The organism is Glutamicibacter arilaitensis (genome assembly GCF_044793945.1).
Classification (GTDB): Bacteria; Actinomycetota; Actinomycetes; order Actinomycetales; family Micrococcaceae; genus Glutamicibacter; species Glutamicibacter arilaitensis_B.
Genome location: NZ_CP084994.1, coordinates 263,839 through 279,019, shown reverse-complemented (window position 1 = coordinate 279,019; position 15,181 = coordinate 263,839). Strand labels below are relative to the sequence as shown.

The 15,181-nt window shown below is 61.2% G+C and carries 15 protein-coding genes and 1 riboswitch; of the genes, 9 read left to right on the top strand and 6 right to left on the bottom strand.

Annotated elements, in window-relative coordinates:
• Positions 1-83: 83 nt before the first annotated feature.
• The 3 genes from LG294_RS01360 to LG294_RS01350 form a co-directional block, all read right to left on the bottom strand.
• Positions 84-716 (bottom strand): methylated-DNA--[protein]-cysteine S-methyltransferase, encoded by a 633-nt coding sequence (locus LG294_RS01360; protein WP_404288795.1) that lies wholly within the window; start codon positions 714-716, stop codon positions 84-86.
• Positions 713-1,210 (bottom strand): RNA polymerase sigma factor, encoded by a 498-nt coding sequence (locus tag LG294_RS01355; protein ID WP_404288793.1) that lies wholly within the window; start codon positions 1,208-1,210, stop codon positions 713-715. The genes LG294_RS01360 and LG294_RS01355 overlap by 4 nt, the downstream gene beginning before the upstream one ends.
• 100 nt (positions 1,211-1,310) lie before the next feature.
• Positions 1,311-1,874, bottom strand: a complete 564-nt coding sequence (locus tag LG294_RS01350; RefSeq protein WP_404288792.1) for a histidine phosphatase family protein — start codon at positions 1,872-1,874, stop codon at positions 1,311-1,313.
• Between the two features lie 112 nt (positions 1,875-1,986).
• Positions 1,987-2,081, top strand: a riboswitch (SAM riboswitch).
• An 85-nt stretch (positions 2,082-2,166) separates the two neighbouring features.
• Here LG294_RS01350 and LG294_RS01345 point away from each other — a divergent pair.
• The 9 genes from LG294_RS01345 (at position 2,167) to LG294_RS01305 (ending at position 12,286) form a co-directional block, all read left to right on the top strand.
• On the top strand, positions 2,167-3,534 hold the full coding sequence (locus tag LG294_RS01345) for an O-acetylhomoserine aminocarboxypropyltransferase/cysteine synthase family protein (RefSeq protein ID WP_404288790.1): 1,368 nt from the start codon (positions 2,167-2,169) through the stop codon (positions 3,532-3,534).
• Complete coding sequence (locus LG294_RS01340) at positions 3,534-4,028, top strand: CoA-binding protein (RefSeq protein WP_404288788.1); 495 nt, start codon at positions 3,534-3,536, stop codon at positions 4,026-4,028. Before LG294_RS01345 ends, LG294_RS01340 begins: the two co-directional genes overlap by 1 nt.
• A 203-nt stretch (positions 4,029-4,231) precedes the next feature.
• A complete protein-coding gene (locus LG294_RS01335) occupies positions 4,232-5,008 on the top strand; it encodes a DeoR/GlpR family DNA-binding transcription regulator (protein WP_404288786.1) in 777 nt (258 codons plus the stop codon).
• Complete coding sequence (locus LG294_RS01330; RefSeq protein ID WP_404288784.1) at positions 5,005-5,982, top strand: 1-phosphofructokinase family hexose kinase; 978 nt, start codon at positions 5,005-5,007, stop codon at positions 5,980-5,982. Before LG294_RS01335 ends, LG294_RS01330 begins: the two co-directional genes overlap by 4 nt.
• A 2-nt stretch (positions 5,983-5,984) precedes the next feature.
• Complete coding sequence (locus tag LG294_RS01325; protein WP_404288782.1) at positions 5,985-8,003, top strand: fructose-specific PTS transporter subunit EIIC; 2,019 nt, start codon at positions 5,985-5,987, stop codon at positions 8,001-8,003.
• A complete protein-coding gene (gene ptsP / locus LG294_RS01320) occupies positions 8,000-9,694 on the top strand; it encodes a phosphoenolpyruvate--protein phosphotransferase (protein ID WP_404288780.1) in 1,695 nt (564 codons plus the stop codon). Before LG294_RS01325 ends, ptsP begins: the two co-directional genes overlap by 4 nt.
• 55 nt (positions 9,695-9,749) lie before the next feature.
• Positions 9,750-10,028, top strand: a complete 279-nt coding sequence (locus LG294_RS01315) for an HPr family phosphocarrier protein (protein WP_404288778.1) — start codon at positions 9,750-9,752, stop codon at positions 10,026-10,028.
• A 150-nt stretch (positions 10,029-10,178) separates the two neighbouring features.
• Positions 10,179-11,477 (top strand): MFS transporter, encoded by a 1,299-nt coding sequence (locus LG294_RS01310; RefSeq protein ID WP_404288776.1) that lies wholly within the window; start codon positions 10,179-10,181, stop codon positions 11,475-11,477.
• Between the two features lie 65 nt (positions 11,478-11,542).
• On the top strand, positions 11,543-12,286 hold the full coding sequence (locus tag LG294_RS01305; RefSeq protein ID WP_404288774.1) for a polysaccharide deacetylase family protein: 744 nt from the start codon (positions 11,543-11,545) through the stop codon (positions 12,284-12,286).
• A gap of 6 nt (positions 12,287-12,292) precedes the next feature.
• On the opposite strand, the gene LG294_RS01300 is transcribed toward LG294_RS01305, so the two are convergent.
• From LG294_RS01300 to LG294_RS01290, 3 genes are all read right to left on the bottom strand, one after another.
• A complete protein-coding gene (locus tag LG294_RS01300) occupies positions 12,293-12,724 on the bottom strand; it encodes an SRPBCC domain-containing protein (RefSeq protein ID WP_404288772.1) in 432 nt (143 codons plus the stop codon).
• 142 nt (positions 12,725-12,866) lie between these two features.
• The gene (locus tag LG294_RS01295; RefSeq protein ID WP_404288770.1) at positions 12,867-13,238 is read right to left on the bottom strand and encodes a hypothetical protein; all 372 of its coding nucleotides are present in this window, start codon (positions 13,236-13,238) and stop codon (positions 12,867-12,869) included.
• Positions 13,239-13,504: 266 nt separating this feature from the next.
• Positions 13,505-15,160: a thiamine pyrophosphate-dependent enzyme gene (locus LG294_RS01290; protein ID WP_404288768.1), complete on the bottom strand. Its 1,656-nt coding sequence runs from the start codon at positions 15,158-15,160 to the stop codon at positions 13,505-13,507.
• Between the last annotated feature and the right edge of the window lie 21 nt (positions 15,161-15,181).

The window sequence follows — 15,181 nt, the reverse complement described above, 5'->3', positions numbered from 1 at the left end:
CCCGAAAGTTGAATTTCACCCAATGGTCGCAATTTTCCGTTGTGCCAGACCGCTAGTCAGCCGGGATTATTGATCAGCCACGGCTAAAACAGCGTTTCGGACTCAGCGCTCTGGAGCTGCGGGTTCTCCAGTTCCAGCAGTTGCACCTTGGTCTGCAGCCCGCCGAGATAGCCTCCGAGGGAACCGTCGGTACGCAGCACTCGATGGCAGGGCAATACGATGGGCAATGGATTGGTCGCGCACGCAGAACCTACCGCACGCACCGCCTTCGGCTTGCCGATCTGTTCCGCCACCTGCGCATAGCTCAGGGTTTCCCCATAGCCGATCCGGCCCAGCTCCATTTGAACCGTGCGCCGGAAATCTGTGGAGAGCCGCAGATCCAGCGGCAGCTGGAATTCGCGGCGCCGCCCCGCAAAGTATTCATCCAGCTGGCGCGCGGCTTCGTCCAGTTTCGCCGGAACGCTCAAAATCCGGGGCCCGATCTTCTCCGAAAGCATCTGAAGGATCCGCTCATAGCCTTCGGACTCGAACGCAACGCGCACCAGTCCCGCTTCGGTGCGCGCCAAGAGCAGCTTTCCTATCGGGCTATCAATCACGCGGTAGGAAATATCGGTCAGCTGCGCCTTGTCCGCTTCGGCCGCCAGACGGGTGTGCAATTGCTTCAGCAACTCGGCTTCCTCGGCATTCGGGGTGAGATTCAGCTTTACGGTGTTCATGATGTGGCTCCCGGCAATTGTTCTTCGCCCATTTGGCTTCGCAGTTTCCTAATTCCATCGGCACCGGCCCTTCGGGCTGCCTCAGGTGTTCCCGAAAGCACGTCCGCGATCTGCGCGTAGCTCAAGCCGCCCAGATACCTGTAGGCCAGGACGAGGCGCTGTTTTTCCGGAAGCGTCTTGACCGCTTGCCAGAGTTCAAGATTCTCGAGGTTTTGCGCTGGCCCGGCAGCACCGTTTATGGTGCGCGGTTCTACTTCGGACTGCATCGATTCGGGCTTATGCTTGCGCAGCTCATCTATCGCTTTTCTGTGAGCAATGCGCACCAACCAGGCCTGCACGTTCGCATCCTCCGCCAGCTGCGGGTAGGCCTTGAGCGCCGCGAGGAAAGTTTCAGACCAAGCATCCTGGGCGCGGTGTTCATCGAGCAATGCCCGGCACACCCGAAGAACGCTCAGTCCGTGGGCTTTCACGACTCGTTCGAATGGTTGCTTCATGGTGCTCCTCGTTGGCGGCTTTCACTAGGTAAACGTACCGCGTAGCCATTATGTGAGGTGCGTGAGCAGAATTTCTTGGAAAACTTTGAGCCCTTCGGTTCTAGCGCGCGGTCGCCAGACCCAGCTCCTGGGTTAGCTGGGCTAGGCGGCTCAGCTCAATTTTGAGCAATTCGCCATTGTAGATACCGCGTTCGATTCGCCTTCCGGCGAGCGCGTCGCGCGTGATACGCATGGCAGCACCGTGGCTGACCACCAGGATGCGGCGGCCCGGATTCACTTCAACTATGTCGCTCAGCGTGCGAAGCATCCGGTGGAGCACCGCTTCGCGGCTTTCGGACTCCGCTGCGTGGGCGGCCACTTCTTCCTCGGTCAGCTCAGCCCTGACTCGACCTTCGAATGGGCCAAAGCTGCGCTCGATCGCATCGGCTACCGGTGCGCCGGTCTCAATGTCGAGTTCCGCGGCGATCAGCTCAGCGGTCTCCTGGGCACGGGACAGCGGCGAAGCCAGCACCAGCTCCCAACCGTCATCCAGCAGCTGGCGTCCTGCTTCGCGGGCTTGTTCGCGACCGGTCGCGTTCAGCGCAATGTCGGTGCGTCCCTGCATGCGCCCTGCCAGGTTCCAGTCGGTCTGCCCATGTCTGACCAAAGCTAGCGCGGTATCCATAACTCGAGCATAGGGTAATCGCGCGGCTCCACCCGAATCATCCTGCGCCTTAACATTCGCAACTTTAGGACTCATAGTTGGGGCATCCCAAGACATCTTGACAGACTATTACTTACCATCCCGAGCGGCCGAGAGATCTGGTTTGATGACGCCGCAGCAACCTGCCGCAACCGGTGGATCAGGTGCTACCGCCAGAACCGATGGAGCTGCTTTCCACTGATTCTCAGGGGTTAAGCGACATTGATCCGGGATTCCTGCCGAAAACCCAGTCGACAAGGAGTCGTAAGCCACCATGGCCGACCACAAGTTTGGATTCCGCACCCGCGCGCTACACGCAGGTGGCACCCCCGACGCCGAGCATGGCGCACGTGCCGTGCCGATCTACCAGAGCACCTCATTTGTCTTCAAAGACACCGATGATGCGGCGAACCTTTTCGCGCTGCAGAAATACGGCAACATCTATTCGCGCATCGGCAACCCGACCGTGGCGGCTTTCGAAGAACGCATGGCCTCCCTCGAAGGCGGCATCGGCGCGGTAGCCACCGCTTCCGGCATGGCGGCCGAGTTCGTCACCTTTGCGGCGTTGGCACAGGCCGGAGACCACATCGTGGCTTCCTCCAAGCTCTACGGCGGCACCATCACCCAGCTGGACGTGTCCTTGCGCCGCTTTGGCATCGACACCACCTTCGTTGATTCCAATGAGGCAGCCGACTTCGAAGCTGCCATCCAGGAGAACACCAAGGCCGTCTACACCGAGATCGTGGCGAACCCCTCCGGCGACATCGCGGACCTCAAGGGCCTGGCCGAGGTGGCGCACCGCCACAACCTGCCGTTGGTGGTCGATTCCACGCTGACCCCTCCGTACCTGCTGCGCCCGATCGAGCACGGTGCAGACATCGTGATCCACTCGGCCACCAAGTTCATCGGCGGGCACGGCACCACCTTAGGCGGCGTGGTCATCGAGGCCGGTACCTTCAACTGGGGCAACGGCAAATTCCCCACCATGACCGAAGCGGTACCGAGCTACGGCAACGTGTCCTGGTGGGATAACTTCGGCGAGTACGGATTCCTGACCAAGCTGCGCAGCGAACAGCTGCGCGACTTCGGCCCGGCCTTGCCGGCCCAGTCGGCTTTCCAGTTGCTGCAGGGCCTGGAGACCTTGCCGCAGCGCATGGACAACCACCTGGCCAACGCGAAGCAGATCGCCGCGTGGCTGGAAGCCGACGAACGAGTCAGCTACGTGAACTACGCCGGCCTGGAGTCCCACCCCCAGCACCAGCGCGCCACCGAATTGCTGCCAATGGGCGTCGGCTCGGTCTTCAGCTTCGGCGTGAAGGGCGGACGTGCGGCCGGTACCAAGTTCATCGAGGCGTTGCAGCTGGCAAGCCACCTGGCGAACATCGGGGACGCGCGCACCTTGGTGCTGCACCCGGGATCCACCACGCACCAGCAGCTGAACTCAGAGCAGATGATCGCTGCCGGTGTTCCGGAGGACCTGATCCGCTTGTCGGTCGGCTTGGAAGATGTCGAAGACATCATCTGGGATCTGGACCAGGCGCTGACCGCGTCGCAGGAAGGCACCGTGGCCGAACAGTTCGAAACTTCCACCTATGACGGCGCTGCCTGCGCCGTGCCTGCCGCTTCGAAGGGAGCGAACTAATGAGCATCGAAGAACGTACTTGGCAAGCGCCCGGCGCGGCCGAGCGTCTGGCGATCCTGCGTGACACGAAGGTCATCGCCATTGTGGGTGCCTCGAATAAGCCCTCACGCGCGAGCTACTTCGTGGCCACTTACCTGTTGTCCTCCTCGAAGTACAAGGTGTACTTCATCAACCCGGTGCTCGATGAGATTCTGGGTCAGCCTGTCTACAAGTCGCTGGCGGATCTGCCGGAGACTCCAGATCTGGTTGAGGTCTTCCGTAAATATGATGATCTTCCAGGCGTATTGGATGAAGCTGTGGCGGTAGGCGCGAAGACCCTCTGGCTGCAGCTTGGATCGTGGCATGAGGAAGTCGCCGCGCGCGGCGAAGCAGCAGGCCTGAACGTGGTCATGGATCGTTGCGTCAAGATTGAGCACGCACGCTTCCACGGTGGTTTGCGGCTGGCCGGCTTCAACACCGGAGTCATTTCTTCCAAACGCCAGATACTGGCGTAGCGCTCGGACTGATGCCTAGATCGGTGGGACCCTCCTTCTGAGGGGTCCCACCGATTTTTTGGCTTTTGAACAGATAACCCCACGCAAACAAAGATTAATCCACAGTATTTTTGGATTTCATCTTGACTACCCCACGCAAACGGGCATAAAGTCATGGAAACACAGATTCATGTGTTGTAGGTCATGACTTCATGGAGGCGTAGATGTTTGCCGAGGAAAGACACCGGCTAATCACGGATCAGCTTGCGAGCGCCGGGAAAGTAACCGTCGCGCAGTTGGCCCAGCGCTTTGAGATCACCGCCGAGACTGTCCGCCGCGATCTGGCCCAAATGGAATCAGAGAATCTCCTGCGCCGCGTGCACGGCGGCGCGGTCTCCACCAGCGAGGCGAGCACCCGCGAGGAAAGCTACGTGGCACGCACCGCCATCCACGCCGACGCCAAGGCCCGGATCGCCCAGCGCGCGTTGAGCCTGCTTCCGGTCTCCGATGCCTCGGTCATTCTCGATGCGGGCACCACCACCGAGATCCTCGCCGAACGCATGGTAAAAACCAATGCGGGTTCGGGACTCGTGGTCATCACCCACGCGCTGCCTATCGCTACGGCGCTGGTGCAAAGCCCGCAGATCGCGTTGGAATTGATTGGCGGACGAGTTCGCGGAATCACCGGAGCCAGCAGCGGAGCTCGCACGGCGCAGGAATACTCGAACTACCGCGCAGACATCGCATTTATCGGAACCAACGGCTTGCAAGCCGACTTCGGCCTGAGCACCCCGGACCCGCTAGAGGCGGCAGTGAAAACGGCACTGGTCGCCAGCGCCCGCCGAGTGGTCCTGCTCGCCGACTCGTCAAAATTCGATCAGGAAACTCTGGTCCGCTTCGCACGGCTGGATCAGGTGGACACGCTCGTCACCGATCGCGCACCGGAAGCCGATCTGGCCCGCGCACTCGAACTAGCCGAGGTAGAGGTAGTGATTTCATGATCATCACCTTGACCTGCAACCCGGCCCTGGATAAAACCATCGAGCTGATCGATCCGCTAGCTCGCGGCGCGGTGCAACGCGCGGCCGCCAGCCACACCCAAGCCGCCGGCAAGGGAGTCAACGTTTCCCGCGCGATCGCGATTGCCGGTGCCCAGAGCCTGGCTCTGCTCCCCGGTGCGATCGATGACCCGCTGATCGCGGCGCTGCGCGGCGACGGACTTGAGTTCAAGGCGTTGCCCATCGATGAGCCCTTGCGCACCAACGTCACCATCACCGACCCGGATGGCACCACCACGAAGATCAACGAGTCGGGCCCGGTTCTCACAGCCGATTCGTTGGCCGCGCTGAGCGCGCTGGTGCTCGACTCCTGTGCCGGAGCCCAATGGCTGGTGATGGCGGGCTCGCTGCCCCCGGGAGCACCTGCAGATTTTTACGCCAAGCTCACCGCCGCACTGCGCGATTCGCTCGGGGTGAACTGCCCGAAAATAGCCGTGGACACCTCCGGCGAACCAATGCGTCAGCTTTTTGCGCACGGCCCAAGCCACGTACCGGATCTCATCAAGCCAAACGCCGAGGAACTAGCCGAACTGGTGGGCACGCAACTCACTGAGGAACAGCTTGAGAATTCCGCAGAGCTGACCGCGAGCACCTGCCAAGGGCTGCTCGAACTCGGGGCCGGCGCGGTGCTGGCAACGCTCGGAGCACAAGGCGCGGTGCTGGCAACAGGCCAAGGCGCCTGGCATGGCTGGCACCAACCGATCAGCGTCCGCAGCACCGTGGGCGCCGGAGACTCTTCACTGGCAGGCTACCTGCTGGCAGTGACCACCGGAGCAGCACCCGATAAGTGCCTTGGCTCCGCCATCGCCTACGGCGCGGCGGCGACCTCGCTTCCCGGCTCAACTATTCCCGCACCATCCGATCTCACCGTGGACGCCGTCACCGTCGTCGCACTAAACCCAAGGCAAGGATCATAGCTATGAGCGACCTGATCACCACCCAGCTCGTCACCCTCGACGCGCACTTGGGGACTTCGACCACCGAAGTCATCAATCATCTGGCAAACCTGGTGGCCCAGGCCTCCCGCGCCACCGACGCCTCGGCTTTGGCCGAGCATGCGCTGGCCCGAGAAGCTAAAACGGCAACAGGTGTCCCCGGCGGCATCGCGATCCCGCACTGCCGTTCGGCGGCAGTGACCACCCCGACCCTTGCTATGGCGCGCCTGGCCACACCCGTGGACTTCGGAGCCAAGGACGGCCCGGCGGACCTCATCTTCTTCATCGCCGCCCCAGAGGGCGCCGATAAGGAACACTTGAAGCTGCTCTCCAAGTTGGCTCGGGCACTGGTCAAGAAGACTTTCACCGGCGCCTTGCGTGAAGCCAAGAGCAACGAAGAAATCGTCGCACTGGTTTCCGCGGTGATCTCCGAGAGCCCCACGATGCCCGCCGCACCAACCGCCGCCGCACCTGCCGAGAAGGCCAAGGCTGCAACGAATACCGCGAAGGTCTCCAAGATCGTTGCGGTCACTGCCTGTCCGACGGGCATTGCGCACACCTACATGGCGGCGGACTCACTGGCGCAGACCGCCGAAGAGCTCGGCATCGATTTCGCAGTGGAAACCCAGGGTTCCTCCGGTTCAACCGCCTTGGATCCAGCGGTTATCGAAGCCGCCGACGCGGTGATCTTCGCGGTAGACGTGGATGTGCGTGACCGCTCCCGTTTCGCTGGCAAGCCGGTGATCCAGGTTCCAGTCAAACGCGGTATCGACGAGCCGGCAAAGCTTTTGCAGGACGCCATCGCCGCAGCCACGGATCCAAATGCGCGCAAGGTGCCCGCCGGAGCAGGCTCAGCGGAATCGGTTCAGAGCGGCGATAAGCAAAGCTTCGGCGCCGACCTGAAGCGTGCACTGCTCACCGGCGTCTCCTACATGATCCCGTTCGTCGCCGGCGGCGGTTTGCTCATCGCCTTGGGCTTCCTGCTGGGCGGTTACGACATCACCGACGTGGCCGATCAGTATCTGGCGGAAAATACGCTGTTCAACCTGCCGGATGCCGGACTCCTTTCCTTCCTCGGCGCGGTCGCCTTCAAGATCGGCGGATTGTCCATGGGCTTCCTGGTGCCGGCGCTGGCAGGCTACATCGCCTATGCCTATGCGGACCGTCCGGGTATTGCTCCTGGTTTCACCGCCGGCGCGGTGGCCGGATTCATGGGAGCAGGATTCCTCGGCGGCATCGTCGGTGGTCTGATTGCCGGACTGGCGGCCCGCTGGATCAGCTCGTGGAAGGTTCCGCGCTGGTTGCGCGGCCTGATGCCGGTGGTGATCGTTCCGCTGCTTGGCTCAATCATTGCCTCAGGACTGATGATCCTCTTCCTCGGCGGTCCGATTGCACAACTCACCGAAACATTGAACTCATGGCTTTCGGGTATGTCGGGCACCGCTGCGGCAATTCTTGGACTGATCCTCGGCCTGATGATGGCAGTGGACCTCGGCGGACCGGTGAACAAGGTCGCGTACTCCTTCGCAGTGGCAGGTCTGGGAGCCGGCTCGATAACCGATAACCCGGCACCGCTGATGATCATGGCGGCGGTTATGGCCGCCGGCATGGTTCCACCACTGGCAATGGCGCTGGCCACCGCGGTCTCCCCGCGGCTCTTCACCGGGGCCGAACGCGAGAACGGCAAGGCGGCCTGGCTGCTCGGTGCCGCGTTCATCTCCGAAGGGGCAATCCCCTTCGCCGCGGCCGATCCGCTGCGTGTCATCCCAGCCTCGATGGTCGGCGCCGGGGTCACCGGTTCGCTGATCATGACCTTTGATGTGGTCAGCCAGGCACCTCACGGCGGAGCATTCGTCTTCTTCGCCATGAACAACACGTGGCCCATGTTCTTGCTGGCAACGCTGATCGGTACGTTGATTTCCGCGGCGCTGGTGATTATCTTGAAGAAATTCGCCCGCAAGTCAGCAATGCCGGGCGTAGAGAATGCGAAGGTTGCAGCATGAGCACCCACAGCGTAGAGAAGTTCTCCGGAGTAGGGGTCAGCGCGGGCCGGGTCATCGGCACCGTGCGGCGCATGCCCGATCCGATCAGCGCACCGGCTGACGGCGCACCGCTTGGGCCAGGGGCCAGCGTGGAAAGCGAAACCGCCCGCCTGGCAGAAGCCACCGCGGCAGTCGCGGCGCAGCTGAAGGAACGCGCTGCGCAGGCCACCGGCGACGCGCAAGCGGTACTCAAGGCGACCGCGCTGATGGCCAGCGACCGCAGCCTGTTGAAGTCTGCGACAAAACTCGTCGCTTCGGGCACCTGCGCCGAATCGGCGCTCTGGGAAGCCGCCGACGCGGTAGCCACCCAGCTTGCGGCGCTCGGCGGCTACATGGCCGAACGCGCTTCGGACGTACTGGATGTGCGTGCCCGCATCGTGGCTCAGCTGCGCGGGGTCCCTGCCCCCGGAATCCCCGACTCGCAGGAACCTTTTGTGCTCGTTGCGGTGGACCTGGCACCGGCGGATACCGCTACCCTGGACCCCGCGAAGGTCCTGGCGCTGGTCACCAGCGACGGTGGCCCGCAGTCCCACACCGCGATCATCGCGCGGTCCCTTGGCTTGCCTGCCATCGTGGCAGCGAGCGAGACCATCGCGCTGCGAGATGGTGATCAGGTATACGTGGACGGCATCGACGGGCTGGTGGTGCGCAACCCCACCGAGGTCGAAGCAGCCATCGCGCGCACCTACGCCAACCGTGAGCAGCTACCTGAATTTGACGGTATCGGAGCGCTGGCGGACGGGCACCGCATCCCACTCTTAGCCAACGTCGGAAGCGGCGACGACGCGCAGGCTGCCGCGGCGGCCGGCGCCGAAGGCGTGGGCCTGCTGCGTACTGAGTTCTGTTTCCTTGGGCGCGAAAAAGAACCTTCCCACGAGGAGCAGGTTGCGGCCTACGGTGCGGTCTTCGCCGCGTTCGCGCAGAAGAAGGTCGTGGTGCGCACGCTGGATGCCGGCGCCGACAAGCCACTGCCTTTCCTCACCGATACCAGCGAGCCGAATCCGGCCCTCGGAGTGCGTGGCTACCGCACCGATACCAGCAGTCCCGGAGTGCTTGCCCGCCAGCTCACCGCAATTTCCGAGGCCGCCGAGTCTCACGGGGCAGAGGTCTGGACTATGGCTCCGATGATTTCCACGCCCGGGGAGGCAAAGGATTTTGCGGCGCTGGTCACCGCGGCGAAGCTGCCCACCGCCGGAGTGATGATCGAGGTGCCTTCGGCCGCATTATTGGCCGAGCGGATCCTGGAACGCTGCGCTTTCGTCTCCATTGGAACCAACGACCTGACGCAGTACACCATGGCCGCGGACCGGCAGCTGGGTTCGCTAGCGGAACTCAACGACCCCTGGCAGCCTGCGGTGCTGCACATGGTCGCGGCCACCTGCACCGGGGCGCAAAGCGCCGGAGCCAAACCGGTAGGAGTGTGCGGTGAAGCCGCGGCGGATCCTGCGCTCGCGGTGGTGCTGGTAGGGCTGGGAGTTAGCACTCTGTCGATGAACAAGCGTGCGCTCGCTCCGGTAGCGGCGGTGCTGCGCACCGTGGACTTGGCCACCGCGCAGAGTTTGGCGCAGCTCGCCTTGCAAGCGGCCTCGGCAGATGAGGCTCGCAACCTGGTTCGCGCGCAACTGCCCGAACTAGACCGCTTCGGGCTATAACAGTAGCCCCACGTGCTTTAAGCTTACGAATTACCACCGATTATAAGGAGCCATCATGGCAGAACGTACAGCAATCATTGGAAGCCGGGTTGGCCTTCATGCCCGTCCGGCTGCAACCTTCGCCGAAGCCGCCGGTGAGCTTCCGGTTGAGGTCACCATCGCCTTGGAAGGCGAACCCGTTGAGGACGCACTGGATGCCTCGAGCATTCTCTCGTTGATGGGCCTGGGCGCCGAATACGGCACCAAGGTAGTGCTGCGCGCCGAAGGCGACGGTGCCGAAGCTGCACTGGATCAGCTGGTGACCCTCTTGGAAATTGATCACGACTCCGAGTAATCATAACTGCGCTGCTCAGCCTCGTGCCGCACCCGTTAAGGGCGCTGCACGAGGCTTTTGCGTGCAATCCCATTTACTGATTGACAATAATCAATCAGTAGCCTGATGATTGGAATAACACGCATATAAGCATCTAAAGCAGGAGCGCTCATGAGTAGGCTGCAGGACTCTGTGCTGCGTCTAGTCAAGCCATTCGCCCACAGGGATTATGCGCTGCTAGCCAGCGCTTTAATCATTTCCACATTCGCCGCGGGCATGTGGGCGGTAGCGATGGTCTATCAAGTGCGCCGCCTAGGCGGTGGACCCTTGGAGCTATCCATGGTCGCCACCGCCAGCAGCGTGGGACTGCTCGCGCTGGTACTGCTCGGTGGAATCCTGGCGGACAGGTACTCCTGCCGGAAAATCGTGATCCTCGTGGAGCTGCTCTCGGTGCTTATCATGAGCACTACTGCGGTTCTTGCGCTCACCGGCGTAATCGAATTATGGCATTTGATCATTACCGGTTTTCTTGCAGGTGCCGGTTCTGCGTTCTTCTACCCGGCCTATTCGGCACTGTTGCCCAGGATGCTTCCAGCAGAGGATCTGCTGGCCGCCAACGGTCTAGAGGGAACCATCCGCCCGGTGGTCCACACCGCGATTGGCCCCATGATTGCCGGCTTCCTCGTGGCCGCGATCTCACCGGCGCACGCCATCGCCGGAATCGCGATCTGCCACCTGATCGCGATACTTGTCCTGCGCACCATTGATCACCGCAAGGAATACGACGCTCCGGGCGAAGCGGATTCCCAAGGCTCGGCGCCGAGCGTACTGCGCCAACTGCGTGAGGGTGTTGGCTACACCATGCGCACCAGCTGGCTACGCTGGACCTTGATCTTTTCGGTCATCTCGGTGTTCACCTTCATCGGGCCTTTCGAGGTGCTGCTGCCATTTATTGTCAGCGACAACCTTGGCGGGGATGCAAAGCTATTCGGGTACACCCTGGCGTTCTTCGGCGCAGGTTCTGCGATCGGTTCGCTGCTCGTCGCGTCGTCGAAGTTTCCGCGCCGCTATCTGAGCGTGATGACCGCTTGCTGGTGCTTGGGCACCGTGCCATTGGCCTTGGTGGGATATGTTGACGTCGCGTGGATGCTGTTCGCGATCCTATTGCTCTTCGGAATCACCGATGCCGCGGGCATGGTGATTTGGGGAACTCTGCTGCAGCGACGCGTGCCAAAGCATCTGCTGGGGCGCATCTCCAGTTTGGACTTCTTCGTCTCTTTGGCATTAATGCCGCTATCCATGGCCGTTGCCGGACCGCTCAGCCAAGTGCTAAGCCTGCAGACGATCTTCATCATTGCCGGCGTAACTTCCCCACTCTTCGGGCTGCTCGCATGGTGGGCTGGGAAGTTTGCGCGCGATGAGCTGGAGCATCCACTGGATTCTGCCCCGGTGCCTGTCCCGAAGAGTTAACACTGAAATCCACTTGACGGGCGTGGCAGTTTTGCGCCTGGCCCTAGTAGGTAGATGGTTGAAAGATGAGTGCGTTCCCCCGTCGTCCACATCGCTTATCTGCTCTGGCTATTGGCGTCGCCTTGCTTGCAGGCTGTGCCGCACAGCCTGCGGCACAGCAGACGCCTGTCGAGCCTCGCGCCGAAACCGTGGACTGCGCGGTCACCAAATGTGCCGCGCTGACTTTTGACGATGGCCCAGGAGAGTTCACCGATCGCCTATTGGACGAGTTGGGCGAGCAGCAAACCCCTGCAACATTCTTCGTGCTGGGGAAAAACGTTGAGAAGTACCCGCAGACTCTGAAACGCATGGTTGATGAAGGGCACCAGATCGGCAGCCATACATATGACCACAAAGACCTCACCACGCTGACCGCTGAGGGCATCGAGCACGAAGTGCAGTGGACCGCGGACGCGATCGAAGAAGCCGCTGGGGTGCGCCCCAATATACTTCGGCCGCCTTTTGGCTCCCACGGCGCGGTTTATGACCGCCTTATCCCCTACCCGCTGGTGCTATGGGACGTAGATACCTTGGATTGGCAGCATCATGACCCGAAAAAGACCGTTAAAATAGCCATGGAAGAGGTCGGCGCCGGCTCCATCATCTTGCTGCATGACATCCATGAAAGTTCGGTCAAGGCGGTACCGCAGCTAGTTTCGGAACTTCAGCAGGAGGGCTACACCCTGGTAACCGTTGACCAGCTCTTCGCCGGAACCGAATTCAAGGCTTCCAAGGCGTACGACAAGCGAAGCATGTCGCACAACAAATAGGCTTTGCTACGGAGCTTGCTCGGCGTAGAGCCTGAGCTGATCGAGCATGTCACCCTCGGCCTCCCGCACGGCGGCTGCGAGTTCCTCGCACTGCTCAACGGTGAGATCCGGGTTGATCACCGCAACTTGGAGCACCACTTCGGTGTACCCGGCGTCGTCTTTCAGATCAAAACGGTAGGAGAGGCCGTCGGGATTTTCGGAAGTGTGCGCCACTAACAGGCGATTCTCGATCAGGTCATGAATTCGATAATGGCGCTCATTCTTGCCTACCCGATATATCAACTGCGTGCCTACGCGCAGCTGCACATCATCTGAATGCATCGTGGCAATGCCCGGCATCCATAGTGGGGTTGCTGCCCAGTCGGTCAGCAATTCCCACACACGATGCACCGGCAGGTGAATCACCACCGTGCTTTCAAAGACGCTGAACTGGCTCATAACGGCATCGTCCCACCAATCACCCGATAAGGAAATAGCAGGATCTATTTTTCCGCTTCGGCCTGCCAATTTCTGCGAGCAGAAAACCGACCTATCCATGGCTGAGAATGGACAGATCGGCTTCGCACATGAGGTTCTGGGTTTACCAGTCGTCCTCGTCGTCGTCGGCTTCGGAGGTTCCCAATTCGGGTTCCTGCTCCTGGTCGAAGTTGTACCAGGCTTCGGTGAAGCCAACCATCTCGTCCAGAGCCTCTTGCTGATCATCGTCGAGCGCCTCAAGCGCTTCGTCGTTGTTCAGGATAGCCGTCACCGCAATGAACGGGTGGCGCTCAAAGTAGTCAAGTGGAGTGGCATCCCGGTTGAAGGTCAGGTCTTCGCTCTGTGCAAATAGCTCAATGTACTGCGCTACGGCGCCGGGCATTCGGGTCAGTGAAATGCCGGAAAGGGACTCGTTATAGATTTCGGCAGTGGCGTCGGCCCACTGCTCAATGAGCTTGTCGCTCATTTGTGCCATCTGATTCTCCGCCTTGGTGGGTAGGGATTGGACTGCTCGCATATTCCGTCGAAATTCAGCTTAAACCGTCAAACGGGGCATGCCAAGGTGACAGACGTGGGATTTATCATTGCTCAGGAATCTGCCCTGCGCCACCGGCCGGATTCTTGGTCCACTGAACGGTCGCCGAACCGGGCAGGCAGCTAGCATCCACCTGTCCGGCAAGGGTTAAAGCACTCAGCGAGCGCCTCCGGGGCACTCGCTGAGCTTCTGCGTTTACGTAAAGACTAGTAGGCCTTTACACCCTGCTCCACGATCAAGTGGATCAACGCGAAGGTTTTGTCTCCATCGATTGCGGCGAGGGCCGATTCGACTGCCGCGGGAACATCCGCGTCCTTTTCGACGCGCACACCGTAGCCGCCGAAGGACTTGGCCATCAGCGCGAAGTCCGGGTTCTGCAGCTGCGTGCCTGAAACACGGCCCGGATAGTGACGCTCCTGGTGGGTGCGGATAGTGCCGTACTGCTGGTTGTCCATGACGATCACCAGCGGGGTGGCGCCATACTGTGCGGCGGTGGCCAATTCCTGGCCGTTCATCATGAACTCGCCATCCCCTGCAATGGTGACCACTCGGCGCCCGGGGTAAGACAGCGAAGCTGCCACGGCCGACGGGATGGAATAGCCCATCGAACCATTGCGCGCAGAAAGCATCGATGCGTAGCCGTTGGTTGGGAAATAGCGATGCGCCCAGTTTGTATGTTCACCTGCACCGAAGGTAACCATGGCATCTTCCGGGAGAGATTCGACCAAATTCGCCATGAGAGTTGCCATCTGGGCTTGCCCCTCTGCAGGAACTGCCGAAGGCAGCTGGGCGAACTTCTCCTGCTCGCCACGCATGCGGCCAGTCCATTCGCGCCAGGAATCCTTGACCTTCAGGTCCATGAGCATCAAGTCTCGGACGAAAACGTCGGGTTTGGCCACGATCTGATGTGAAACTGGTCCCGAGCGGCCACGCAGCGATGGGTCGATGGTCACCAGGAAGTTCTTCTTGTCCCAGTTTTGGCGGATGTTGAATCCGTCGGTAATCACATCGCCCGGCACGGTGCCTACGAAGATGAGCAGGTCGGTTTCTTCGAGTAGGTCATAGGTTGGTTTGGGACGTCCGTAGCCGATGGGCCCGACATATGACGGAGAGTTGAAGGGCACGGTTCCTTCGCAGCGCCATTCGGCTGCCGCAGGCAGATCGTGATCTTCGAGCCAGCGAGTGAAGTTCGCCGCCCCCTCGTGGGACCAGTCGTTGCCACCAAAAATGAACAGTGGCTTATCTGCTTCTTGCAGCGCCTCATTCAACGCTTTCCAGTCGGTGACCGTCATGCCGCCTGTAGCGACAGGAATTACGGGGTGCGTCGCCGCAGGCACTTCGCGGGTGATGATGTCTTCTGGCAGTCCGACCACCACCGGGCCAGGACGGCCGGACATGGCAGCGAACATGGCTTCGGCGACGATTTCCGAGGCCCTATCGGGGTGGTCCAGGATCATCACTCGTTTGGCGCCGGTACCGAACCAGGCCTTTGGATCAAATTCTTGGAAGGCCTCCTTGCCCCGGTGCTCGAAAGGAATCAGACCCACGAAGAGCACTAGCGGGGTGGAGTCCTGCCACGCGGTGTGCAAACCAACGTGGGCGTTCGCGGCACCCGGACCGCGTGTGACCATCGCGATCCCCGGGCGCTGGTGCATTTTGCCGTCGGCCTCGGCCATATAGGTGGCTCCGCCTTCATGGCGGCAAACGACAGTGTCGATGGCCGAATGGTGCAGGCCGTCAAGGACATCGAGGTAGCTTTCGCCTGGCACGACATAGGCGCGCTCCACGCCATGGGCTACTAGGGTGTCAACAATGACGTGCCCGGCCGACTTCATCGTCGACGGCTGACCATTTTCACTCATCTTTAAGGCGTCTCTCTATCA

Bases quoted from the DNA above. Each gene is read 5' to 3' on its own strand.
- LG294_RS01310 (WP_404288776.1), top strand. From the start codon at position 10,179: ATGAGTAGGCTGCAGGACTCTGTGCTGCGTCTAGTCAAGCCATTCGCC.
- LG294_RS01335 (WP_404288786.1), top strand. From the start codon at position 4,232: ATGTTTGCCGAGGAAAGACACCGGCTAATCACGGATCAGCTTGCGAGC.
- LG294_RS01350 (WP_404288792.1), bottom strand. From the start codon at position 1,874: ATGGATACCGCGCTAGCTTTGGTCAGACATGGGCAGACCGACTGGAAC.
- LG294_RS01295 (WP_404288770.1), bottom strand. From the start codon at position 13,238: ATGGCACAAATGAGCGACAAGCTCATTGAGCAGTGGGCCGACGCCACT.
- LG294_RS01340 (WP_404288788.1), top strand. From the start codon at position 3,534: ATGAGCATCGAAGAACGTACTTGGCAAGCGCCCGGCGCGGCCGAGCGT.
- LG294_RS01360 (WP_404288795.1), bottom strand. From the start codon at position 716: ATGAACACCGTAAAGCTGAATCTCACCCCGAATGCCGAGGAAGCCGAG.
- ptsP (WP_404288780.1), top strand. From the start codon at position 8,000: ATGAGCACCCACAGCGTAGAGAAGTTCTCCGGAGTAGGGGTCAGCGCG.
- LG294_RS01300 (WP_404288772.1), bottom strand. From the start codon at position 12,724: ATGAGCCAGTTCAGCGTCTTTGAAAGCACGGTGGTGATTCACCTGCCG.
- LG294_RS01305 (WP_404288774.1), top strand. From the start codon at position 11,543: ATGAGTGCGTTCCCCCGTCGTCCACATCGCTTATCTGCTCTGGCTATT.
- LG294_RS01290 (WP_404288768.1), bottom strand. From the start codon at position 15,160: ATGAGTGAAAATGGTCAGCCGTCGACGATGAAGTCGGCCGGGCACGTC.
- LG294_RS01355 (WP_404288793.1), bottom strand. From the start codon at position 1,210: ATGAAGCAACCATTCGAACGAGTCGTGAAAGCCCACGGACTGAGCGTT.
- LG294_RS01345 (WP_404288790.1), top strand. From the start codon at position 2,167: ATGGCCGACCACAAGTTTGGATTCCGCACCCGCGCGCTACACGCAGGT.
- LG294_RS01330 (WP_404288784.1), top strand. From the start codon at position 5,005: ATGATCATCACCTTGACCTGCAACCCGGCCCTGGATAAAACCATCGAG.
- LG294_RS01315 (WP_404288778.1), top strand. From the start codon at position 9,750: ATGGCAGAACGTACAGCAATCATTGGAAGCCGGGTTGGCCTTCATGCC.
- LG294_RS01325 (WP_404288782.1), top strand. From the start codon at position 5,985: ATGAGCGACCTGATCACCACCCAGCTCGTCACCCTCGACGCGCACTTG.